The 20,769-nt window shown below is 68.3% G+C and carries 20 protein-coding genes and 4 pseudogenes; 12 read left to right on the top strand and 12 right to left on the bottom strand.

Going from position 1 to position 20,769, the window contains the following annotated elements; all coding sequences use genetic code 11:
- Positions 1–277: 277 nt before the first annotated feature.
- A complete protein-coding gene (locus ACFV8T_RS43875) occupies positions 278–1,063 on the top strand; it encodes a hypothetical protein (protein WP_385339094.1) in 786 nt (261 codons plus the stop codon).
- Between the two features lie 652 nt (positions 1,064–1,715).
- Here ACFV8T_RS43875 and ACFV8T_RS43880 read toward each other — a convergent pair.
- The 4 genes and pseudogenes from ACFV8T_RS43880 to ACFV8T_RS43895 form a co-directional block, all read right to left on the bottom strand.
- Positions 1,716–2,447 (bottom strand): annotated as a pseudogene (locus tag ACFV8T_RS43880) (transposase family protein); the annotation flags it as partial.
- Between the two features lie 128 nt (positions 2,448–2,575).
- A complete protein-coding gene (locus ACFV8T_RS43885) occupies positions 2,576–3,571 on the bottom strand; it encodes an alpha/beta hydrolase (protein WP_385339096.1) in 996 nt (331 codons plus the stop codon).
- A gap of 277 nt (positions 3,572–3,848) precedes the next feature.
- Positions 3,849–4,622 carry an SDR family NAD(P)-dependent oxidoreductase gene (locus ACFV8T_RS43890; protein WP_385339099.1) on the bottom strand — a complete coding sequence of 258 codons (774 nt, stop codon included), beginning with the start codon at positions 4,620–4,622 and terminating at the stop codon, positions 3,849–3,851.
- Positions 4,619–5,218, bottom strand: coding sequence for a hypothetical protein (locus ACFV8T_RS43895; RefSeq protein WP_385339101.1), 600 nt, complete (start codon positions 5,216–5,218; stop codon positions 4,619–4,621). Before ACFV8T_RS43895 ends, ACFV8T_RS43890 begins: the two co-directional genes overlap by 4 nt.
- 184 nt (positions 5,219–5,402) lie before the next feature.
- Between ACFV8T_RS43895 and ACFV8T_RS43900 the strand changes: the two genes are divergently transcribed.
- The gene (locus ACFV8T_RS43900) at positions 5,403–6,428 is read left to right on the top strand and encodes a LysR family transcriptional regulator (protein ID WP_385339104.1); all 1,026 of its coding nucleotides are present in this window, start codon (positions 5,403–5,405) and stop codon (positions 6,426–6,428) included.
- Here ACFV8T_RS43900 and ACFV8T_RS43905 read toward each other — a convergent pair.
- Together ACFV8T_RS43905 and ACFV8T_RS43910 are read right to left on the bottom strand one after the other, a co-directional pair.
- A pseudogene (locus tag ACFV8T_RS43905) lies at positions 6,347–6,739 on the bottom strand (transposase); the annotation flags it as partial. The gene ACFV8T_RS43900 and the pseudogene ACFV8T_RS43905 sit on opposite strands and share 82 nt — an antisense overlap.
- Positions 6,740–6,906: 167 nt before the next feature.
- Positions 6,907–7,284, bottom strand: a pseudogene (locus ACFV8T_RS43910) (3-oxoadipyl-CoA thiolase); the annotation flags it as partial.
- 652 nt (positions 7,285–7,936) lie between these two features.
- Between ACFV8T_RS43910 and ACFV8T_RS43915 the strand changes: the two are divergent.
- The gene (locus tag ACFV8T_RS43915) at positions 7,937–8,767 is read left to right on the top strand and encodes a hypothetical protein (RefSeq protein ID WP_385339107.1); all 831 of its coding nucleotides are present in this window, start codon (positions 7,937–7,939) and stop codon (positions 8,765–8,767) included.
- A 437-nt stretch (positions 8,768–9,204) separates the two neighbouring features.
- On the opposite strand, the gene ACFV8T_RS43920 is transcribed toward ACFV8T_RS43915, so the two are convergent.
- The 6 genes from ACFV8T_RS43920 to ACFV8T_RS43945 all read right to left on the bottom strand — a co-directional run bounded on the left by ACFV8T_RS43920 (position 9,205) and on the right by ACFV8T_RS43945 (position 13,686).
- Complete coding sequence (locus ACFV8T_RS43920) at positions 9,205–9,810, bottom strand: MFS transporter (RefSeq protein WP_385339109.1); 606 nt, start codon at positions 9,808–9,810, stop codon at positions 9,205–9,207.
- A 70-nt stretch (positions 9,811–9,880) separates the two neighbouring features.
- Positions 9,881–10,009 carry a hypothetical protein gene (locus ACFV8T_RS43925; RefSeq protein WP_385339111.1) on the bottom strand — a complete coding sequence of 43 codons (129 nt, stop codon included), beginning with the start codon at positions 10,007–10,009 and terminating at the stop codon, positions 9,881–9,883.
- A 128-nt stretch (positions 10,010–10,137) separates the two neighbouring features.
- Positions 10,138–11,154, bottom strand: a complete 1,017-nt coding sequence (locus tag ACFV8T_RS43930; protein ID WP_385339114.1) for a 3-hydroxyacyl-CoA dehydrogenase NAD-binding domain-containing protein — start codon at positions 11,152–11,154, stop codon at positions 10,138–10,140.
- A 33-nt stretch (positions 11,155–11,187) separates the two neighbouring features.
- Positions 11,188–11,730 carry an NAD/NADP octopine/nopaline dehydrogenase family protein gene (locus tag ACFV8T_RS43935; RefSeq protein WP_385339116.1) on the bottom strand — a complete coding sequence of 181 codons (543 nt, stop codon included), beginning with the start codon at positions 11,728–11,730 and terminating at the stop codon, positions 11,188–11,190.
- 315 nt (positions 11,731–12,045) lie between these two features.
- Positions 12,046–12,264, bottom strand: coding sequence for a hypothetical protein (locus ACFV8T_RS43940; RefSeq protein WP_385339119.1), 219 nt, complete (start codon positions 12,262–12,264; stop codon positions 12,046–12,048).
- Between the two features lie 36 nt (positions 12,265–12,300).
- The gene (locus ACFV8T_RS43945) at positions 12,301–13,686 is read right to left on the bottom strand and encodes a spinster family MFS transporter (protein ID WP_385339121.1); all 1,386 of its coding nucleotides are present in this window, start codon (positions 13,684–13,686) and stop codon (positions 12,301–12,303) included.
- A gap of 294 nt (positions 13,687–13,980) precedes the next feature.
- Between ACFV8T_RS43945 and ACFV8T_RS43950 the strand changes: the two genes are divergently transcribed.
- The 9 genes and pseudogenes from ACFV8T_RS43950 (at position 13,981) to ACFV8T_RS43990 (ending at position 20,618) form a co-directional block, all read left to right on the top strand.
- Positions 13,981–14,190 carry a LysR family transcriptional regulator gene (locus ACFV8T_RS43950; RefSeq protein ID WP_385339123.1) on the top strand — a complete coding sequence of 70 codons (210 nt, stop codon included), beginning with the start codon at positions 13,981–13,983 and terminating at the stop codon, positions 14,188–14,190.
- 33 nt (positions 14,191–14,223) lie between these two features.
- Positions 14,224–14,889: a LysR family substrate-binding domain-containing protein gene (locus tag ACFV8T_RS43955; RefSeq protein ID WP_385339125.1), complete on the top strand. Its 666-nt coding sequence runs from the start codon at positions 14,224–14,226 to the stop codon at positions 14,887–14,889.
- Entirely contained in the window at positions 14,886–15,989 is a 1,104-nt protein-coding gene (locus ACFV8T_RS43960; protein ID WP_385339128.1) for a mandelate racemase/muconate lactonizing enzyme family protein, read from the top strand. The genes ACFV8T_RS43955 and ACFV8T_RS43960 overlap by 4 nt, the downstream gene beginning before the upstream one ends.
- Positions 15,990–16,028: 39 nt before the next feature.
- Positions 16,029–16,883, top strand: a complete 855-nt coding sequence (gene catA, locus ACFV8T_RS43965) for a catechol 1,2-dioxygenase (protein ID WP_266919560.1) — start codon at positions 16,029–16,031, stop codon at positions 16,881–16,883.
- A 6-nt stretch (positions 16,884–16,889) separates the two neighbouring features.
- On the top strand, positions 16,890–17,186 hold the full coding sequence (catC, locus tag ACFV8T_RS43970) for a muconolactone Delta-isomerase (RefSeq protein ID WP_266919558.1): 297 nt from the start codon (positions 16,890–16,892) through the stop codon (positions 17,184–17,186).
- A gap of 32 nt (positions 17,187–17,218) precedes the next feature.
- Positions 17,219–17,941 (top strand): CoA transferase subunit A, encoded by a 723-nt coding sequence (locus ACFV8T_RS43975; protein ID WP_385339137.1) that lies wholly within the window; start codon positions 17,219–17,221, stop codon positions 17,939–17,941.
- Positions 17,941–18,585, top strand: a complete 645-nt coding sequence (locus ACFV8T_RS43980) for a CoA transferase subunit B (RefSeq protein ID WP_385339132.1) — start codon at positions 17,941–17,943, stop codon at positions 18,583–18,585. The genes ACFV8T_RS43975 and ACFV8T_RS43980 overlap by 1 nt, the downstream gene beginning before the upstream one ends.
- Positions 18,582–19,783: pseudogene (locus ACFV8T_RS43985) on the top strand (thiolase family protein). Before ACFV8T_RS43980 ends, ACFV8T_RS43985 begins: the two are co-directional and overlap by 4 nt.
- A 34-nt stretch (positions 19,784–19,817) precedes the next feature.
- Entirely contained in the window at positions 19,818–20,618 is an 801-nt protein-coding gene (locus tag ACFV8T_RS43990; RefSeq protein ID WP_385339135.1) for an alpha/beta fold hydrolase, read from the top strand.
- Positions 20,619–20,769: the final 151 nt, after the last annotated feature.

Genomic DNA, 20,769 nt, shown 5'->3' on the forward strand with positions numbered 1-20,769 from the left:
CGGCGGTTCCCTCACCGACGAGCAGGTCTCCGCAGTCAGCTGGCTCGCAATCGTCATGAACGCCTGGAATCGGGTCGCCATCAGCAGCCACTATCGGGTCGCCCCCTGAAGCTGGTGCGATGCCGTGGGCAACGCCCCGCTCGTCCCAGAAGGACTCCTGATCGGCCATGACCGATCCCGCCGCAAGTCCGGGGCCGACGCGCTGCGGCCCGGACCTGCGGCGGTAGGTCCCTGGCTCGGAGTGAGGAGCGTCCGAGGCCACAGAAGGCGGCTTCGGATGCCCTTTCCCGTACATGGCCTGTGGTTGGCCACCTACCACCGCACGCACGGTGTGCGGTACCTCCACGGCCGCTGCTCGATCGGCGGCGACACCCTGTGGGATGTCAACCACGGCAAGAAAAGTACCGCCGGCATGCCGGCCGCGCCCGAAATCAAATCCGTGCCGACAGCGGCTGCTGGCGGCCGTGGAAGCCGACGGCGGGGAGGGATCCGGCCTGCGAGGGCATTGCTGTTCCGGCAGGTGTCAACGGACGTCACGCTGTTCCGGCACACGGGAGCGGATCTCACGGACGGGCAGTGGGAGCAGCTCGCCGGCCTGGGTGTCGGGGTGGTGGACGGCGAGGTCGGCGCCTTGGAGGTCGATGATCGGGGCCGTCTGGCGGGGTTGCGTCTGGCTTCAGGTGCGGTGGTGCCGGTTCGCAAACTGGTGGTCTCGCCGCGTTTCGTGGCGCGCGTCGGCTTCCTCGGCGGGCTCGGCCTGACGGTGAGGGAGCACCCGATGGGCGTCGGCGAGCAGGTGGTTGTGGACGGCACCGGGGTCGCGGGCGTGTGGGCGGCGGGGAACGTCAGCGATGTACTGGCGGGCGTTCCGGCCGCATCGGCGGCGGGGGTCACCGCCGCCGCGGCGATCAACATGAATCTGCTGACGACCGACGCCCGGAGGACTGCTGCGGCCCGCGCGGCGGGTGCTGAGGTGTTCAGCGGGGTGATGGAGAGCGGGGTGTCGCGGCGGGTGCTGGGAACGCGCGTGCACGGTCTGGATTCTCTGCTGGATAACAGCTGAAGGGAAACGTGGTGACAGAAGGCCAAAGACCCATCTCCAGCGCGTCCAGGACGAGTTGGGCTCCCTTGGAGTGCGAGGCGGACCAGCCCGTAATTCGCGGGGAGAACGTGCCGACGACGAAGGCGACGTGGACGATCGTGGACCAGGTCTTGACGTAGGTGAAGCCGGCGACCCGGCAGCGGTTCGGTGCCGACGCGACGAACCTGCGGTCCAGCGGGTCCGGTCCCCGCTCGGCGGAGCCGTCCGGGATCGTGGTGATCATCTTCCTCCCGCGGACCGCGCCGGTGATGCCGAGTTCGCGCATCAGCCGCTCGACGGTGCACTGGGCCACTTCGTGGCCCTGGCATGCAGCTCTCGCCAGACCTTCCTGGCCTCGTAGACACGGAAGTTGGTCTCGTAGACCTCGGTGATCAGCTCCTTGAGGACGGCGTCCCGCACCCGCCGGGCCGAGGGAGCGGTCGCGCGCTCTTCGCCGCGTAATACGTGAAGGCGCGATCTTGCGGCCGTACTCGGTGAGCGTCCTGCGCAGCGTCTCGGTCGTCCCGATCCCCAGTTCGGCGGCGGCGGCTTTCGTCGCCGACCACTCGGTGTCGTAGTCCGGACGCACCTCGGCGACCATGCGGAACGCTCGTTTGCGCAGCTCAAGGGGGGGGGTGAGGATGGCCTTGGCGATTGACGTCATGCGGTTGGGGCTGCATCGGGACCTGCGGAAGATTCGCCAGGACTTCAGGTTCGCGACGCCGCGTTCGACGGGCGCTCGTGCTGCGGCCATTGCCTGATTGAGGGTCTTTTCAGTGGGGTTGAGTTCCTGCAGGGGCTTGCGCTTGATGCCGGTGGTCAGCCATGGGCCGGCACCTTGGCAGACGAGATCGGCCAGGATGGGAACGCCCTGGCGCTCGCAGATCTGGATGATCCGGTGGGTACGGGCGGCGGTCATGTCGTGGGTGCGGCCCGGCAGGGCGGGTGAGAGCCACAGCAGCCGGTCGCCGGGGTCGGTGACGACCTGCACGTTCACGCCGTGGCGCCGGTGTTTGTGAGAGTAGTCGGCCCGGCCGTCGCCGACCCGGTCGCACTCGGCGAGGGTCCCGTCAAACAGGACGAAGTCGGGTTCGTGCTCGCGCAGCGTCTTCAGCAGACCCGGTGCACGTTCGGCGAGCAGGTCGACGACCGCGCTGGTGTAGGCATGGGCAGTGGACTCGCTGATCCCGAACCCGGCGGCAATCTTCGCCAGAGTGGTGTGTTCGCGCAGGTACACCAGTGCCACCATCGCGCGCTGGGACGGACGGAGCTTGCATCGCCGGTCGCCCTCACAGGTGGTGATCAGCATGGTGACCCACTCCACGAGTGCATGCGGCAGGTCGAGTGCGGCAGGATGGATGACCAACGAGGCCCCCGAGCAATGTGATTGAGACGTCAGACATCTCGATCAACAGCCCGGGGGCCTCGCTTGTTGCGCATTACGGCCCATCACTCGATCGGTGGCCAACTCGAAGAAGCTCAATGATCGAGTTCCTATCGAACCCGGAACGGTTCAGGACACTGGGCGGGAACCGAGACATTCAAGCCTCGCCCGAGGGCGCCGATCAGCTCGGTCATCTGTCGTTGGCTCACGGCGGCTGATATCAACGACGAACCATGGAACGTACCGGGGAACGAGTGCAGTTCGACGCTGACGCCCACATGGAGCAACGCAAGTGCGTATGCAATCCCCTCGTCGCGGAGCGGGTCGAGTTCCATCGTGCTGATGTAGGTACGTGGGAGTCCTGAGAGGTCGGTTGCACGTGATGGCGCGGCGTATGGGGACACGGTGGCATCCGTTGGTCCAAGGTAGGACTGGCCCAAGTAGTACCTCCAGGACAGGATTGCGTTGGGGCGATTCCACACCGGGGTGCCGACGAATGTCTTCATCGACGTGGTTTCGAGCCTGTCGTCGAGTTCGGGTATGTCGAGCAATTGAAACGCGACAGGCACTTCTCCCTTGTCCCTCGCCATCAAGACCGTTCCGGCAGCCAGTCCACCGCCCGCGCTCTGGCCACCCACCGCGATCGCGTCAGGGTCGATGGCGAGGTCGACGGCGTTGGAGTGAAGGTATTTCAGAGCGGCATAGCAGTCATTGACTGGGCCCGGGAACGGCGTTTCGGGCGCCAACCGGTATTCGACACTCGCGACGGCGATTCCGAGCGCGCGCACTACCGCAATACACATTGGATCAGTCCCCTGTGCGGTCCCGGCTGCAAATCCGCCACCGTGGACCCACATCAGGACAGGAGTCCGACCTTGTGCGGATTCCGGTGTGAAGAAGCGGATGGCCACGTCGGGGTCTTCGTCCCCGTAGCCGGGTGCCGAGAGGATGCTCGACTCAACGCCCGAAGTGTCGAGGCCGGCGAGCGCCGAAGCCATCAGTGATTCGAACGCGGTGCGGGTTTCGGCGAGGTTAGAGAATGCGACTTTCGGCAGCATTTCCACGGCCGCAGCCAATTCGGGGTCCAGTGCGGAGAGATCTGTCATGGCATCGCTTTCAGCCTTCGTTATGGACGTGTGCTGATAGGTTTACGCAACGGCTTTCGTGAACGTTGCTCGAATATGTCGGGAGAATCCCGGATTTCTCCCAACGAAGATTGCAACCCCTGCGCGACACGTTCTCCGTCGATGGGTAATCATCCAATCCCGGTAAAATGGGTGATCAAACGTGTGCCGCTCGTGCGGGTCGAAACGAGCCCCAGCGGTTCGGGTGACGTCGCCTACGGGCCGGTGCCGGAGAGTCCGATACTGTGCAGGGCGCGGGTCAGGTCATGACCACGCCGCCGTCCACCGACACGGTCTGTCCGGTGATGTTGGCGGCCCGCTCGGAGAGCAGGAAGGCCACCATCTCGGCGATGTCCGATGTCGTCTGGGGGCGGCCCATCGGAACCATCTGCCCGACAAACCGGGCGAAGATGTCCTCGGGAGTGGCGTCAGCGCATGCGGGATCGTTCGCGATCAGCCACTCGCTAGTGGCTCGCCACATGTCGGTCCAGATCAGGCCGGGCAGCACGGTGTTGGCCCGCAGCCCGCTCGGCGCCCCGACCCGGGCGATGACGTGGGTCAGCTCGATGACCGCGGCCTTCGAGGGGCCGTAGTCGGCGATCATCTCCATGCCCAGCCGGGCGCCGACCGAGGCGATGTTGACGATCGCACCGGGGCGGCCGGCACGGCGGCGGACCAATTCCTGGCAGGTCAGGAAGGTTCCCCGGGTGTTGACCGCGAACGTACGGTCCCACTGTTCCTCGGTCAGCTCGGTGAAGGGGCTGAACCGCCCGAGCCCGGCGGAGTTGACCAGTGCGGTCACCTCGCCGAGCTGTTCCTGGGCGATGGCGAACGCGGCCTGCACGGAGGCCCGCTCGCTCACGTCGCACACGGCGTGGGCGACGGTCGCACCGTCTGCGGCCAGCTTCGTGGCGGTCTCCGCGAGCCGCTCGGCATTGACGTCGGTGAGGAGCACCGCGTGGTCCTCGGTGAGGCGCGCGGCGATCGCGGCGCCGAGTCCCCCTGCCGCGCCGGTGACGAGTGCGACGTTCACGGCAGCTCCTTCGCGATCTGCGGAGCGAGCAGCTCGGCAGCCCGCTCCGCGGTGATGATGTCGGCCGGGTCTGGCTTGATGATCACCCGGGATGCGGTGTCCTCGTAGACGTGCTCGCCGATCAACCTGCCGCGCTCGTCGTAGGGCCAGGCGAACGCGAGGGTGCGCTTGAGCAGGTAGATGTCGGTGGAGTCGTTCCCGGCCTGCACCGAGCCGAACACGCTGTCGCCAAGCATGGCACCGGGCATGAAGTGGTGGAACTCGAGCTCACCCGAGAAGCCGCGGTCGTTGACGGCGATGTCCTGCTCGGTCACCCACATGACCAGTGCGTTCGCCTCGACCAGCGACTTGTAGAACGCGGTGACCTCGGCCATGCCGTCGAGGATCACCGACGTGGCGCCCTCGTGGAGGCGGTAGTGTGGCTGCTCGACGGTCATGCTCGGCGCCAGCAGCTCCTGGTAGCGCCCGGCGACCTCCAGGAGGCCGTGCAGGCGGTAGTTCTTCAGGATCGCGCGGTGCCGGGGATTGTCGGTTTCCGCGATCTGTTCCTCCAGTCCTGCGAACATGTGTGCGAAATCGTGTTCGTAGCGGCTCACGGTGGCTCCTCGTCATCGAGTCGGTCCGGGGGCTCCATCCTCGATAGCGGTGCTCGACCGAGTCCATGACAAATTTCGCACGCCCCATTTAACCGATCGATTAATTCAGCAGGGTCAATGCCCCATTCCGTTCGGCAAGCCCCGCCCCTATACTCGCCGTACACATCCCGCGGGAGGAGTCGCCGTGGACCTCAACCTGCATCTCGTGCGCTATCTCGTCGCGGTTGTTGACGAGGGCCACTTCGGCCGGGCGGCACAACGCCTCTACGTCAGCGCCCCCGCGCTCAGCCAGCAGGTCCGCAAGCTGGAGCGGTCACTCGGCGTCGAGTTGATCGACCGCTCCGCCCGTCCGTTGCGTCCCACCCCGGCCGGCGAACGTTTCCTGGCCGAGGCACGTGACTCCCTCGCAGCAGCCGACCGGGCGGTAGCCGCCGTGGCGGCCCACCGCCTCGAGCTGACAACCACGCTCCGGCTCGGTTTCATGACCGCCTCGGCCGGTCCGCTCATCCGGCACGTGCTCGACGAACTGCGTCACGAGGTGCCCGGCGTGTCCGTCCGGCTGGTGGAGCTGCCCTGGCCGCAGCAAGCCTCTGCCGTACGCGACGCCATCGTCGACGCGGCACTGGTACGGCCCCCGATCACCGAAATGGTGGGCCTCCGCTTGGACGTGGTGCGCCACGAGCCCCGGGTCGTGGCGCTGCCCGTCACGCACCGCCTCGCCGCACACGCGGAGGTCGGGCTCGCCGACCTCGACGGAGAGCCGCACGTCACCAGCGACGAGGCCGATCCTGCGTGGGTGCGCTGGTGGGCCTGCGATCCGCGCCCCAGCGGGGCACCCGTCCGCTACGGCCCATCGGTCCGTACCATGGACGAGTTGCTGGAGGTCGTCGCGGCGGGGCAGGCCATCGCGATCACCGGCCGCTTCGTGGCCGACAGCCAACGCCATTCCGGGGTCACGTTCGTCCCGCTCATCGGCATCGAATCGTGCCCGCTCTCACTGTGCACCCGAGCCGACGACGGCTCGCCCCTCGTCGCGGCGTTGCGGGGAGCGGTGCACCGGCTGCACGCATACGACCCGACACACCCCAGGAGGCCCGAGGAACCTGGGCCAGACGGGGTGAATCCTGCCGATCGGACATGCTCGGCGGCGGCCTCCTCCAGAGCCTCCATGACGTCCTTGCCGACGGGCATCCCGGCGGCGTCGTGGTGAGCGCGGGCGGTTGTGGAGTCTGCGCTGACCAGAGACAAGTCTGTCGTGCCCTGGCGGGCCGCTTCGGCGATCAGGCCCTCCAGCAGGGCGGTGAAGACACTTCCTCCAGACCCGGAAGCGTCCGTAGACGGTCGGCCAAGGCCCGAACCCGCCCGGTGTCTCCTGCCGCTGCGCGCCTGTCCTGAACCGCCGGATCACCCCTCGAATTGATCCCGCAGCCGTCCGGGGTACGGACCGTACTCGCTTATCGGCAGGAACGGATCAATCAACTTAGACTGCTCATCGATGAGTTGTCTGCGTGTTACGAGCATCTTCCTACCGGATCCGTTCTTCCAGGCGGATCCGCTTCGGCTGCTCGCGGACAGAGCGCAGTTCGCGGATCATCAGGCCGCTGATGGCGTTGCGGCCTCGGGGCGGTGCAGGGTAAAGACAACCCGGTCGTCCCGCTCCTCGACCAACAGGGTCTCGAAGGTGTCGCTCATACCCGCTCCACCAGCATCGCGACGCCCTGACCGGCGCCGACGCACAGCGTGGCCAGGCCCCGCCCGGCGTCCTCGCGTTCCAGCCGGCCGAGCAGCGTGAGCAGGATGCGGGCGCCGGAGCAGCCGAGCGGATGGCCCAGCGCGATGGCGCCGCCGTCGGTGTTGACCCTCTCCTCGTCGAGCTTCAACCGCCGGATCACTGCCAGCGCCTGGGCGGCGAACGCCTCATTCAGTTCGACAGCGTCCAGCTCATCGGCCTGCCAGCCGACCCGGGCGAGGGCCTTCTCCGTGGCCGGGACCGGGCCGAGTCCCATGACGTTGGGCTGCACACCCGCCGACGCGGACGTGACAATCCGGGCCCGAGGGGTAAGCCCGCGGCCGCTGTGTCCGAACTGCCTGGTCACCGACCCTGCGAACGTCGAGGTCTACATCGGCTGCGGCAAGCGTCGCCGAGTACAGAACCGCACCTCTGACGGTCCTCTCTGCCCCAACTGTTGCCCCCTGCCCATCCTGGTCTGCTCGATCTGTGGTCGCACCGCACCCGGCACCCACTCCCGTCTGACCTGACTGCCCCGCTGCGGTGGCTGCGACAGACGCCAAGCCCGCTGCACTATCTGCGGACGGCTGCGGGGCATCCACTCCGGCACCGCCGACACCCCCGTTTGCGGCCCCTGCACCGCACCGGACGCCGAACTCTGGCGGCCCTGTCCCACCTGCGGGGCAGCAGAACGACTGCGAGCCGCTGGTCCGTGCCCTCGCTGCACCCTGAAACAGCGGCTCGATGAGCTCCTCACCAGCGCCTCGGGCTCCATATCCCCGAAGCTGCAGGCCCTCCACGACGCGCTGGTCGGCACTGAACGGGCCAGCACCGCCCTGCGCTGGCTCTCCGGCGGCATCGTCTCCACCGTCCTTTCCGACCTCGGCTCCGGCCGCCGCCTCCTCACTCACGAAGCCCTGGATGAACTCCCCGAAGGCAAGGTCGTCGAGCACATCCGCAGCGTCCTCGTCGCCGGCGGCGCCCTGCCCATGCGGGACGAGCAGATGGTCCGTCTCGAACGACACGTCAAAGACCTCGTCACCTCCCATGCGACGGCCGAGGGGCGGAAGATCCTGCACCGGTACGCGACTTGGCACCTCCTACGACGGCTTCGCCGCCGCAGTCGCGGCAAGGAGACCACGTACTACCAGCTCCAGGTCGCGCGGCAACACCTTCGAGCAGGCGTCTATCTCCTGAACTGGCTCGAAGGCCAGAACTTGACCCTTGCCGCCTGCCGACAGACCGACCTCGAACGCTGGATGACCAGCGACGACGCCCGTCTTCGCCAGGAGGCAGGCCACTTCGTGCGCTGGGCCCTGGCCCAGAAGATCGCCCGCGATCTCAGCTTCCCGGCCGAGCGATGGAACGGCCCCTCGCAGCCAATGGACGACGAGGCCCGCTGGGCCACCGCCCGACGTCTGCTGCACGACGACACCCTCAAGTCCGAAGACCGCTTCGCCGGCCTGCTGTTGCTCCTCTATGCCCAGTGGCCCGCGGCAATTTCCCGGCTCACCGTCGACCACATCGAGGAGACAGGCGGAGCAGTCCGCATCCGCCTCGGCGACGTCCCAGTCGACTTACCAGGCCCCGTCGCTGAGCTGGCTCTTCAGCAGGTAGCCGTTCGCCGCAGCCATGCCGCTCTCGCCCGAACGGATTCGCCCTGGCTCTCCCCCGGCGGCCAGCCCGGCCGCCCGATCAGTGCATGGGCCATGGGCGAACGACTCCGCAAACTCGGCATCCGGCTCGCGCAGGCACGCTCGACCGCGCTGTTCCAGCCCGCTACCGAACTGCCCGCCGCCCTCTCTGACAGTCTCGACTAAGACACCCGGTTTGTCGGGTTAGTCTGGATGGGCGAGACAGGAGATCCCTTCAGCATGGCCAGCACCACCCCGATACCCGCCGCCTGCGTCGATCCGGCGGCGAAGCCGAAGCGGCGGACGTTTTCCGCGGAGTACAACCTGCGGATCGTTGCCGAGTACGACACCGCCCCGGCCGGGGAGAAGGGTGCGATCCTGCGGCGTGAAGAGCTGCCACGCGGAGTCCTTGATGAGCTGGTTCAGGGGGTACACCAGCACGAGACTGCCGATCGCGAAGATCGTGGCCACCGGTCGGCGCCCCAGCGGTCGGAGAGCATGCCCCAGACGGGCTGCGCGAGGAGGAAGATGATGTTGGCTGCCACGCTCGCCCACAGGGCGGCGGTCGGGTCGATGTGCTCCACCGCGATCGCGTACCCGGGCGCGGCGATGGCCCAGGTGTACTACAGGACCGTGCCGCCGAGGCTCAGCCCGACGACCTGTAGGACCGCGCGTCGGTTCTCCCAGATGCCGGTGACGAGCGAGGGCCGGCCGGCAGAGTCGTCCTGGCGCGCCTCACGGAAGGCGTGGTTCTCCGCCAGCCCCCGGCGCAGATAGAAGGCGTAGATGCCGAGCAGGGCCCCGATCACGAAAGGGATCCGCCAGCCCCAGCCGGTCATCTGGTAGGCGGTCAGCCACCCCTTGAGCAGCGCGGCCTGGACGGTCGCGCAGAGCACGCCGGTCGTGACCGCCACGTACATGCTCGACGACCACAGGCCGCGTCGTGCGGTCGGCGCGGCCTCGGAGAGGTACGTGTGCGAGGCGCCGATCTCGCCGCCGATACCGAAGCCCTGCATCAGCCGGGCGAGGAGCAGCAGCGCGGAGGCCACGGCTCCGGCGCTCGCGTAGGTCGGCGACACCGCGATGATCAGGCTGCCGAACGCGGTGATGCCCATGGACAGCACCATCCCGCGCTGCCGTCCGATGCGGTCGGAGAACCAGCCGAAGAACAGCGCGCCCAGCGGCCGCATCACGAAGCCCACGGCGAACACGGCGAGTGTGGACAGCATCGCCGAGACCTTGTCGCCGGGCTGGAAGAACTGCTGGGCGAAGAACGGGTGCGAAGACCGCGTAGACGCTCTAGTCGTACCACTCCAGGGCGTTACCGACACCTGCGCCGAAAATGACCCTGCGCGTGGAGATGCGCGGGCCGTCCGCAGTGGCGGTGCCGGGCGGTTGCTCCGGCGAGGACAGAGATGTGGACGACATGGAAACCCTCCGGAACGGTGGCGTCTCAGGGCACGACGGTACGTGCGCCGTGATGTGGTTCTGTGGGAGCTGGCCAGGAGGCCGGTGAGAGAGGAGAGGTGAGCGTCAGCGCCCGTGTTCAGGACTGGTCATGCGGTGCCGCCCGGCGGGGCACATTCCTGGACCGGCAGCGTGGTGGTGCCGGAGCGCAGCTCGGGTTCTCTCAGGCGCAGCAGTTCCTCGAACTCCCGCATACGGCCCGCCTGGTACGCGGGTACGTCCTGCGGCGGGTACTCATAGAAGCCCGTGCCGTCCTGGAGCCCCCGGCGCCGGGCCGCCATGTTCTCCTCGACCACGGCCGGCGCGCGGAACCGGTCGCCCAGTTCGGCGGCGAGGTAGCGCGACGCGTAGTAGAGGATGTCGCCGCCGCCCCAGTCGATGAATTCGAGCGGGCCGAGGACGGAGAAGCGAGGGCCGAGTCCGGCGCGGACGGCCTGGTCGATGTCAGCTGCGCTCGCGACACCTTCCTCGACCATGCGCGCTGCCTCGTTCATCAGGAGGGCTTGGAGGCGGGGGACGATATGGCCGGCGGCCGGCCCGCATACGACCGGGACCTTTCCGATGCGCCGCAGCAGTCCGGTCAGCCGGCTCACCGCGCCTGGGGCGGTGCGGTCGCTGCGGCTGACCTCGACCAGAGGCATGAGCTCGGCGGGGTTGAGCCAGTGGGCGTTGACGACGCGGCTGTGGTCGCGGATCAGCCTGGCTATGTCGGTGACAAGGAACGTCGATGTCGTGGACGCGATGACCGCGGTGCCGGGCGTGTGGGCGTCGGCCCAGAACAGCACCTCCCGTTTGATCTCCAGGACTTCAGGAACCGCCTCGAACACGACGTCTGCTTCGGCGAGCCGGGCCTCGGCCCGCTCACGGCCGCACACGGTCAGCCGGGGCGGTGGCTGCACAGAGCGAGCGGCACCTGTGCTCCGCACAGCCAGGCGGTCCGAGATCTGCTGTTCGGCCGCCTTCCGGTACCGGGCCCGGTCGTCGTCGGTGTGCTTGACGTCCGCCAGGGTCACGTCCATGCCCGCGGTGAGGAAGGCGAGGGCGATGCCCTGCCCCATGCGGCCCGCGCCGAGGATCACCACCCCGAGGCGCTGGGTGTCCGTCATGCCGGGAACCCTTCGTGCAGCAGCTTCATGAGTTCAGGGCGGGTCGTCCCGGACAGCTCCAGGGACTCCAGCGTGCGGCCCTGCGCGTACAGGTCGGTGCCGGTGATGGCGGAGGCGATGCTCAGCAGACCCTGTGCCACGGGTGTGGGGATGCCCGCCCACCCGGCCCACGGACACCAGGAACGACAGGCCGAGACGGGTGTCCTCCAGCATGTAGCGGTGGTTGAGCAGGTTGATCCGCTCCCGCCAGTCGCCGCTGTCGGTGAGTTTCTCGTGGGCCGCGTGCCCGTACATCCACTCGTCGCCCGTCGTCGAGTAGTGGTCGGCGAGAGGAAAGTGCGGGGCGTCGTATCCGAGCGCCTGACGCAAGGCGATCCGCTCGGCGTCCAGGGCATCGGTCACCCGCCGAATCGACGGCTGGGTCCCCTCGTTGTGAATGTCCCAGGAGTCGAAGTGCTCCAGGGAACCGGCGTTCATCATGATCAGGGGCGGATGGATCACGGGCCCCGCGTTCATGAGCGCGCCGCTGAGGCAGTCCTCGACCGGCTCGACCGCCGGGTATGCCTGGCGCAGCACTTGGAAAGCGGCGTCGGTCGACCGGGCCGGAAAGACGCCGGTGGGCCAGACGGGTGGCGGAGGCGCTGACCACCACCTCGGCCGGGCCGTGCGTGCGGGCCAGGTAGGGCAGCGTTCCGGTCTCGGCGAGGGCGACATCGGCAGTGCTCCCCGCGTCGGCCATGGCCTTCGCGAACAGCATGGTGCCGAAGGTGCCCGGTGGCAGGAGGACCACCTGGCCGTCCTCGAGCAGTGGCGCGACTTGCGCCGCCAGGTCCTCGTGCGTGGTCGCCGGCAGAGGGACGACCAGGAGCTCAGCGCCCTGCACAGCTTCCGTCAGGTCCGCCACGGGGCGTATCCCCCGGCTCGGGCCGCTTCGCTCACCGGCACCTCCCGAAGGCCACGATGGTCCCGGAGGGTGACGGCGCCGAGATCGCGCAGGGTCGTCAGGGCCCGGGTGTCGCGACGCCACCAGCGCACGGTGTGTCCGTTGTCCGCGAGTTCGGCCGCCGCGGCGAAGCATCCGTGCCCGCCGCCGAGGATGGTGATGTCCATGTGTGGTGCCGTTCCCTTCAGTTGGTCGTACGGGGCTCAGCCGACCGGGCTTTCGGAGGCCGCGGTCTTCGGTTCGCGGGCGGTCAGCTGCTCCTGACGGGCAAGGCTTCGGCGGAAGTGCGCGCAGCCACGCCACAGCAGGACGATGCTGAGGACCGAGGCGATGCCGTACACGAGCGACAGGGACGCGCCGATGCGCTGGTCGGATCCGAGGAGTTCGTCGGTGACCAGGGCAACCAGAGTGGTGCCCAGGCCCACGGCCATCAGGTTCGAGATGAGCAGGAAGAGCGCCGACACCTGTGCGCGCATCTGGTTGGGGCTGAGCACCTGCATGGCGGCGGTCGAGGCCGGCATCGGGAACGAGGCGAAGAACATCGCGATCGCAAGCAGCGCCAGTGACAACCACAGGGGTCGGGCGTGGGGGAAGGCGACGACCGGGGCGACCATGCCGATGGCGCCGATGACCCCGGCGCGCATCGCCCCGTCCGTGTGGCCCCGGCTGGTGAGTCGGTCCACCAGCCAGCCGCCGAAGAGTACGCCGGATCCGTTGGCCACGAGCACGACTCCGCCCAGTGCGTAGCCCGCCTGTGTCGGGCTCAGCCCGAACGTACGGATGTAGAAGGCCGGCGCCCAGGCCATGAGGCCGAGGAGCACCATCGCGTAGCAGGAGAACCCCGCGTAGTGGAAGGAGAACGTCTTCCCGTGGCCGCGGAGGAAGGCGAACACATCGCGCATGGCCACCTTCCGCACGGCTCCCGCGGCGTCCCTGGCGAGGCCGCGCCGCACAGGGTCCCGGACGGTCAGGAGGAACACCAGCGCGAGCAGCAGGCCGGGCAGTCCGATGATGAAGAAGGTCACCTGCCAGGCGTGGACGTCACCGACCAGGGGCAGCGAGACGCTGTCGACGTCCTTGAGCAGCCCGATGACGTAACCGCCGATGAAGAAGGCCGCACTGCCGCCGATGAACGAGCCGAGCGAGTACACGCCGATGGCCCGGCCGAGGCGGTTCTTGGGGAACATGTCGCTGAACATCGAGTAGGCGGAGGGTGTCAGCGCCGCCTCCCCGACACCTACACCCACCCGGGCCAGGAACATGTGCACGAATCCCTTGCTCAGGCCGGAGAGCGTGGTGGCCAGACTCCACAGCGCGATGCCGACGGAGATGATCAGGGGGCGTGAACGGCGATCGGCCAGAGTCGCGATCGGCAGCCCCATCACCGAGTAGAGGACTGAGAAGGCGAGCCCGCTCAGCAGGCTGAACTGGGTGTCCGTCAGGCTGAGATCGCGCTTGATGGGCTCGATCATCAGTGACAGGGCCTGGCGGTCGACGAAGGACAGCACGTAAGCGGCCGTACATACAGCCACGATGTAGATCTTGTACCGCTCGGAATCACGGTTCACGGAAGCCGGTTGCTCGGTCATGGACGGCGCCTCATCGGGGTAATGGTGGTGCCCGGAATGTGGTGGAGCCTGCAGGGGGAGCGAGGAGCCCATACGCTAACCACGGCCGGGCTGACCGGCCATTACGGGAATCCTGATGTCGCGTTGGGGATTTCCCTTATGAGAATGCGGGTGATGCTGGCGCGGCCAGGTCTTCCATAGATTCATATCTCTCGGATATGAATATCTCGCAGTCAAGTATTTGTGTCGTTTGGATTCGATTCATACGCTGGGGCGCAGAAAGGCAGGCCCCCTGCTTCCGAGAGGGGCGGCCTGATGGAGCTCAGGCATCTTCGGTACTTCATGGCCGTGGCCGCCACGCGTCACTTCGGCCGAGCAGCCGAGCAGCTGCACATCGCTCAGCCTCCGCTCTCCCAGGCGATTCGCCGGCTGGAGGCGGAGCTGGGGGCGGACCTGTTCACCCGCACGACCCGGCAGGTCGCCCTGACCGGAGCGGGAGAGGTGTTCCGCCGGGACGTGGAGTGAATCCTCAAGGCGGTCAACGAGGCGGCCGACCGGGTGTCGCGCTTCGCAGCCGGCGCCGAGGGAGTGCCCCGGATCGGCCTGACCGGCTCCGCCGCCTACCGACAACTGCCCGCGCTTGCCCGACTGATGAAGCGGGAAATGCCCAACGTGATGCTGGAGGTGCACACCGAGATGCTGACGCCCGCGCAGGAAGAGGCGCTCACCGAACGCCGTCTCGATGTCGGCATCCTGCGTCCTCCGGTACGGCAGGACGGCATCGCGCATCGGACCGTCGCCGTCGAGCGCCTGGTGGTGGCGATGCCCGAGCAACACCCCCTGACTCAGGCCGAGTCGGCCAGCGCTGAAGAACTGAGGGACGAGGAGTTCATCCTCCACAGCGCCGGCCTCGGCTCCGTCCTCAACGATGCCGTCGTCCGGACATGCCTGGGAGCGGGGTACTACCCGAAGCGAGCCTACGAGGTCGGCGAGACCTCAGGCGCTCTCGCCCTCGTCGCGGCAGGGCTGGGCATCGCGGTCCTGCCGGAGTCCGTCCGTGCGGCACCCCGCGAGGGCGTGGAGTGCAGAGACCTCACCGACGGACAATCCGTCCGGCTCGACCTGGCCTGGCGCGAGGACGACACCTCCCCACTGCTGCGCAGCCTCGTGTCGACGCTGGAGCGCAACGACGTGTTTCTCGACCGGACCGAAGGAGCCTCATGAAGATCACCCGCGTGGAGGCCATCGCCTTCACCATCCCATACGCCAAGCCACTGCGGTTCGCCAGCGGAGAAGTACACACCGCCGACCACGTGCTGGTCCGCGTGCACACCGACGAAGGCATCGTCGGAACGGCCGAAGCGCCGCCGCGCCCGTACACCTACGGCGAGACCCAGGAATCCGTCATCGCGGTCATCGACAAGATCTTCGCGCCGCAGATCCTCGGCCTAACAGCCCTGGAACGCGAAGTCGTGCACCAGCGCCTCGACCGCACCGTCGGCAACCCGGCAGCCAAGTCCGCCATCGACATGGCGTTGTGGGACATCGTCGGACAGGCCGCAGGCATGCCGGTGTCGGGGCTGCTCGGCGGATACACCGACCGCATGAGGGTCAGCCACATGGTCGGATTCGCCCCCGCCGCGCAGATGGTCGCCGAGGCCGAGCGGATCCGCGACCTGCACGGCATCACCACCTTCAAGGTCAAGGTCGGACGTCGGCCGTACGGCGACGACGTCGCGGCCTGCCGCGCCCTGCGCGAAGCACTGGGACCGGACGCCAACCTGTACGTGGACGGTAACCGTGGCTGGTCGCCCTCCGAATCGGCGCGCGCACTGCGTGAGATGGACGACCTCGGCCTGCTGTTCGCCGAAGAACTCTGCCCGGCGGACGACGTGCTGGGGCGGCGCTGGCTGGTGGAACGCTGCCACATCCCGTTCATCGCGGACGAGAGCGTGACCCGTGCCGCCGAAGTGACCCGCGAGCTGCTCGCGGGCTCGGCCTCCGCCATCAGCATCAAGACCGCTCGCACCGGCTTCACCGCCTCCCAGCGCGTGCTGCACGAGTGCGAGGGGCTGGGCGTGGAGGTCGTGATGGGCAATCAGATCGACGGCCAGATCGGCACCTTGTGCACGGTCGCCTTCGGAGCCGCACATCGCACCACCGTGCGCCACGCGGGAGAACTGTCGAACTTCCTCGACATGACCGACGACCTCCTGGCCGAGCCGCTGATCATCGAGGACGGCACGCTGCGCGTCCGGGACGGCCACGGGCTCGGCATCGACATCGACCCCGAGAAGCTCGCCCGCTACCGGCTGGACCGCTGAACCGTCCACCCGCAACCACACAGACAGGGACACATCGCCATGACGCAGATCGAGACGGACACGGCCACTGCCGCCGCCTCCGGCGCCGCCGCCACCGAGCAGTTCCGCAGCCGTAGGAACAGCGGGACCCCGGGAGCCGACACCCAGCGTGTCGACACCCTGGTCACCGAACTGCTCACCGCCACCCACGACATCATCCGCCGCCACAAGGTGACGTACGAGGAGTACAACGCGCTCAAGGCATGGCTGATCCAGGTCGGCGAGGACGGCGAATGGCCCCTGTTCCTGGACGTGTGGGTGGAGCACGTCGTCGAGGAAGTCGCAGGCGAGAGCCGCGAGGGCAGCAAGGGGACCATCGAGGGGCCCTACTACGTGCCGGACGCTCCCGCGCTCCCGGCCGAGGCGACCCTGCCCATGCGGGAGGACGAGGCGGGCACCCCGCTGCTCTTCCAGGGGCAGGTCACCAGCGTGGACGGGAGCCCTCTTGCCGCGGCCAAGGTGGAGATCTGGCAGGCCGACGGCGCCGGCTACTACTCGCAGTTCGCCCCGAACCTGCCCCAGTGGAACCTACGGGGCACGGTGATCGCCGACGATTCCGGCTCCTTCAAGATCCACACCATCCAGCCCGCGCCCTACCAGATCCCGACCGACGGTGCCTGCGGCAGCCTCATCGCTGCGGCGGGCTGGCACCCGTGGCGCCCGGCTCACCTGCACCTGAAGGTGTCCGCCCCTGGGCACCAGCTCATCACTACGCAGCTGTACTTCCGTGGCGGAGAGTACGTCGAAGACGACATCGCCTCGGCGGTCAAGCCCGCCCTGATCCTCGACCCGAAGCCCACCGGCTTTGGCAACGACCACAAAGTCACCTACGACTTCGTCCTCGACAGGGTGTGATGCACCGTGTTGTTCGCCGTACGCATGGACGTGAACATTCCCCGCGACCTGGACCCGGATGAACGGGCGGGCCTGGTGGCCCGCGAGAAGGCGTACTGCCACGACCTGCAGAAGTCGGGCGAGTGGGTCCACATCTGGCGATGCGTCGGCCAGTACTCCAACATCAGCGTCTTCGACGTCGCCGACAACGAGGCCCTGCACCGCCTGCTGTGGGATCTGCCCCTCTTCCCCTACATGGAGATCGACGTCACGCCACTCGCCCAGCACCCTTCCGATCTGGCTGCCGAAGAGGTCCGCGCGTGAGAGGAAAAGTGGTGGTCACCGCCGCCGAGGCGATGGTCGACGTGACCGACGGGGCCTCGCTCGCCGTCGGCGGATTCGGCCTCAGCGGCGTGCCGAACGTACTGATCAGAGCACTGCACGAGCAGGGCACGGGCGACCTAGCCGTCGTGTCCAACAACTGTGGCGCAATGGACTCGGGACTCGCGGTGCTGCTCGCGGCAGGCCGCATCACCCGGGTCACCGGCTCCTACATCGGCGCGAACAAAGAGTTCGCCCGGCAGTACCTGGCCGGTGAGATCGAGGTCGAGATGATCCCGCAGGGCACCCTCGCCGAGCGGCTGCGCGCCGGCGGCGCCGGTATCCCCGCCTTCTACACCCCTGCTGGTGTGGGGACACAGGTCGCCGACGGCGGACTGCCCTGGCGCTACGACGGCACCGGCGGCGTGGCCGTGGCCTCACCGCCGAAGGAGGTTCGCGCGTTCGGCGACATCGAGTACGTCCTGGAGCACGCCATCCGTACGGACTTCGCGTTCGTGCGGGCCGCGAAGGGCGACCGGCACGGCAACCTTGTCTTCAACAAGTCGTCCCGGAACTTCAACCCCCTTGCCGCGCAAGCCGGCCGGGTCACCATCGCCGAGGTCGAGGAACTGGTGGAGCCCGGCGAGATCGACCCGGACGCGGTGCACCTTCCGGGGGTCTTCGTGCAGAGGGTGGTCGCCCTCACCCCGGAACAGGCCGCGGACAAGGGAATCGAGAAGCAGACGGTGAGTTCCTGATGGCGTGGACCCGTGAACAGATGGCCGCACGCGCCGCCCGCGAACTGCGCGACGGCCAATACGTGAACCTGGGCATCGGCCTGCCCACGCTCATCCCCAACCACCTTCCCGACGACGTGGAGGTGATCCTGGAGTCGGAGAACGGCATCCTGGGCACCGGCCCCTATCCGGCGCAGGACGCCGTCGACCCGGATCTGATCAACGCCGGCAAGGAGACCGTCACGGTCGTGCCGGGAGCCTCGTTCTTCGACTCCGCGCTGTCCTTCGGCATGATCCGCGGCGGCCACATCGACGTCGCCGTGCTCGGCGCCATGCAGGTCTCCGCCCGCGGCGACCTGGCGAACTGGGCCGTGCCCGGCAAGATGATCAACGGCATCGGCGGTGCTATGGACCTGGTGCACGGCGCCCGCAGGGTGCTGGTCACCATGACGCACACCGCGAAGGACGGCTCGCCGAAACTCGTCGAGGAGTGCTCGTTGCCGTTGACCGGAAAGACCTGCGTGGACCGGGTCATCACCGACCTCGCCGTGCTCGATGTGACACAACACGGCTTGGAGCTGGTCGAGTTGGCGCCGGGCGTCACCGTCGGAGACGTCGTCGCCAACACCGCCGCGCACGTGCGCGTGCCCGAGGAGGCCAAGTGAAGGACGTCTACGTCGTCGACGCCGTCCGCACCCCCGTGGGCCGCTACAACGGCGCCCTCGCCGGCGTCCGGCCCGACGACCTCGCCGCACACACCGTCCGCGAACTGATCAGCCGGATCCCGCAGCTGGACCCCGCCCGGATCGACGACATCTACTACGGCAACGCCAACGGCGCGGGGGAGGAGAACCGCAATGTGGCCCGCATGGCCGGCCTGCTCACCGGGCTGCCCACATCCGTGCCGGGCGTGACCGTCAACTGGCTGTGCGCCTCCGGCCTGGAGGCCGTGATCCAGGCGGCCCGCGCCATCGCGGTCGGTGACGCACGGATCGCGGTCGCGGGCGGCGTGGAGTCCATGACACGAGCACCGTACGTGCTGCCCAGGCACAACAAGCCCTTTCCCGCGGCGCACGCCGAGCTGTTCTCCAGGACGCTCGGCTGGCGGATGGTGAACCCGCGGATGGAGCCGCAGTGGACCATCCCCCTCGGCGAGTCCGCCGAACTCGTCGCGGACAAACACCGCATCACCCGAGAGCAGCAGGACGTCTACGCCCTGAACAGCCATCAGAAGGCATCAGCCGCACAGAAGAACGGCCTGTTCGACACAGAGATCGCCCCGTGCTCCTTCCGCAGCGCAAGGGTGACCCGATCGTCGTCGACACCGACGAATGCGTGCGCACAAACGCCTCTCTGGAGGCGATGGCGAAGCTCAAGCCGTCCTTCCGTGCCGAGCACGGCACGGTCACTGCGGCCAACGCCTCCCCCCTCAACGACGGCGCGGCCGCACTGCTGTTGACCGACGCCGAGGGGCTGAAGGCCACCGGACGGGAGCCGCTCGCCCGGATCTCGGCCACCGGCGTGTCGGCGTTCGACCCGCACTACTTCGGGCTCGCCCCCGTCGACGCGGTCAACCGAGCCCTCGACAAGGCGGTAAGAAGCTTCGCCGACCTGACGACCCTGGAACTCAACGAGGCGTTCGCTGCACAGGTACTCGGCTGCATCGCCGAATGGCCCGCGTTCGACCCCGCCATCCTCAACCCGCAGGGCGGCGCGATCGCGCTCGGCCACCCCCTCGGCGCGTCCGGCGCCCGACTCGCCGGCACCGTCGCCCACCAGCTGGCCCGCAAGGGCTCCGGCGTCGGCGTCGCCACTCTCTGTATCGGTGTCGGACAGGGCCTCGCCCTCGTCCTCGAACGCTGAAATCCGTGAACGACCCGTCGCCCCAGGAGATCACGTGTCCGACGACCGCCCCACGCTCGACTACGGCATTGCCGGTCCGGCCGACGGGCCCCTGCTGGTCCTCGGGCCGTCCCTCGGCACCTCCCGCCGCATATGGGACGCACACCGCGACTTCCTGAACGGCCGATTCCGCGTGCTCCGCTACGACCTGCCGGGGCACGGCAGTTCACCGACCGCCGCACTCGGGCACCCTGCCCCCGGCGCCACGACCGTGGCGAGGCTCGCCGATTCAGTGCTCGAACTCGTCGATCAGCAAGGCAGAGACACCTTCGCGTACGCGGGAATCTCCCTGGGTGGAGCGATCGGGATTCAGCTCGCGCTCGCGTACCCCGGCCGGGTCACCGCTCTCGGCCTCATCTGCACCTCCGCTCATTTCGGGGGCCGGACCGCATGGCGGGAAAGAGCCGACCTGGTCCGCCGGAGCGGCATGGCCCCGCTGGTGCGGAGCAGCCCCTCCCGCTGGTTCGCCGAACCCGCGACAGCTGACTCACCCTTCGGACGGACGCTCCTGGACGGCCTGACCAGGGTGGAGCCCGACGGATACGCCGCCTGCTGCGAGGCGCTCGCGACGTTCGATGTCCGGACGGACCTGCACACCCTGGGGGCACCCACCTGGGTACTCGGTGGCACGAGAGACGTCGCGACACCGGTAGAGCACGCCCGGGAGCTCGCCGATGCCATCCCCCGCGCCGACCTGCGGATCGCGGACTGCGGACACTTGGCTGTGGAGGCCCCGGAGGCGGTCGAGGCGCTTCTGTGTGAATTGCGTGCGGCCGTCCGGCCGCTGGCCGGCTAGCGGTGGTTTGTTGACTGTGGGTCAGGGCTGTAGTAGGTCGGTAGCAGAGGAACGTTGCCTCGCCGCCTGGGGGCTTGTGATGACTCGCCGTCTGCCGTGTCCGCCCGCTCCGGGCCCGCTGGAAGCCTACGCCGCGCGCTTCGATGACCTG

The sequence above is a fragment of the Streptomyces sp. NPDC059832 genome, assembly GCF_042731715.1.
Classification (GTDB): domain Bacteria; phylum Actinomycetota; class Actinomycetes; order Streptomycetales; family Streptomycetaceae; genus Streptomyces.

Coding starts and splice junctions, on each gene's coding strand:
- catA (WP_266919560.1), top strand. CDS start 16,029: ATGACGCAGATCGAGACGGACACGGCCACTGCCGCCGCCTCCGGCGCC.
- ACFV8T_RS43925 (WP_385339111.1), bottom strand. CDS start 10,009: ATGTCGTCCACATCTCTGTCCTCGCCGGAGCAACCGCCCGGCACCGCC.
- ACFV8T_RS43915 (WP_385339107.1), top strand. CDS start 7,937: ATGCGGGACGAGCAGATGGTCCGTCTCGAACGACACGTCAAAGACCTC.
- ACFV8T_RS43975 (WP_385339137.1), top strand. CDS start 17,219: ATGGTCGACGTGACCGACGGGGCCTCGCTCGCCGTCGGCGGATTCGGC.
- ACFV8T_RS43875 (WP_385339094.1), top strand. CDS start 278: ATGCCCTTTCCCGTACATGGCCTGTGGTTGGCCACCTACCACCGCACG.
- ACFV8T_RS43960 (WP_385339128.1), top strand. CDS start 14,886: ATGAAGATCACCCGCGTGGAGGCCATCGCCTTCACCATCCCATACGCC.
- ACFV8T_RS43930 (WP_385339114.1), bottom strand. CDS start 11,154: ATGACGGACACCCAGCGCCTCGGGGTGGTGATCCTCGGCGCGGGCCGC.
- ACFV8T_RS43940 (WP_385339119.1), bottom strand. CDS start 12,264: ATGGACATCACCATCCTCGGCGGCGGGCACGGATGCTTCGCCGCGGCG.
- ACFV8T_RS43920 (WP_385339109.1), bottom strand. CDS start 9,810: ATGCTGTCCACACTCGCCGTGTTCGCCGTGGGCTTCGTGATGCGGCCG.
- ACFV8T_RS43885 (WP_385339096.1), bottom strand. CDS start 3,571: ATGACAGATCTCTCCGCACTGGACCCCGAATTGGCTGCGGCCGTGGAA.
- ACFV8T_RS43950 (WP_385339123.1), top strand. CDS start 13,981: ATGGAGCTCAGGCATCTTCGGTACTTCATGGCCGTGGCCGCCACGCGT.
- ACFV8T_RS43980 (WP_385339132.1), top strand. CDS start 17,941: ATGGCGTGGACCCGTGAACAGATGGCCGCACGCGCCGCCCGCGAACTG.
- ACFV8T_RS43945 (WP_385339121.1), bottom strand. CDS start 13,686: ATGACCGAGCAACCGGCTTCCGTGAACCGTGATTCCGAGCGGTACAAG.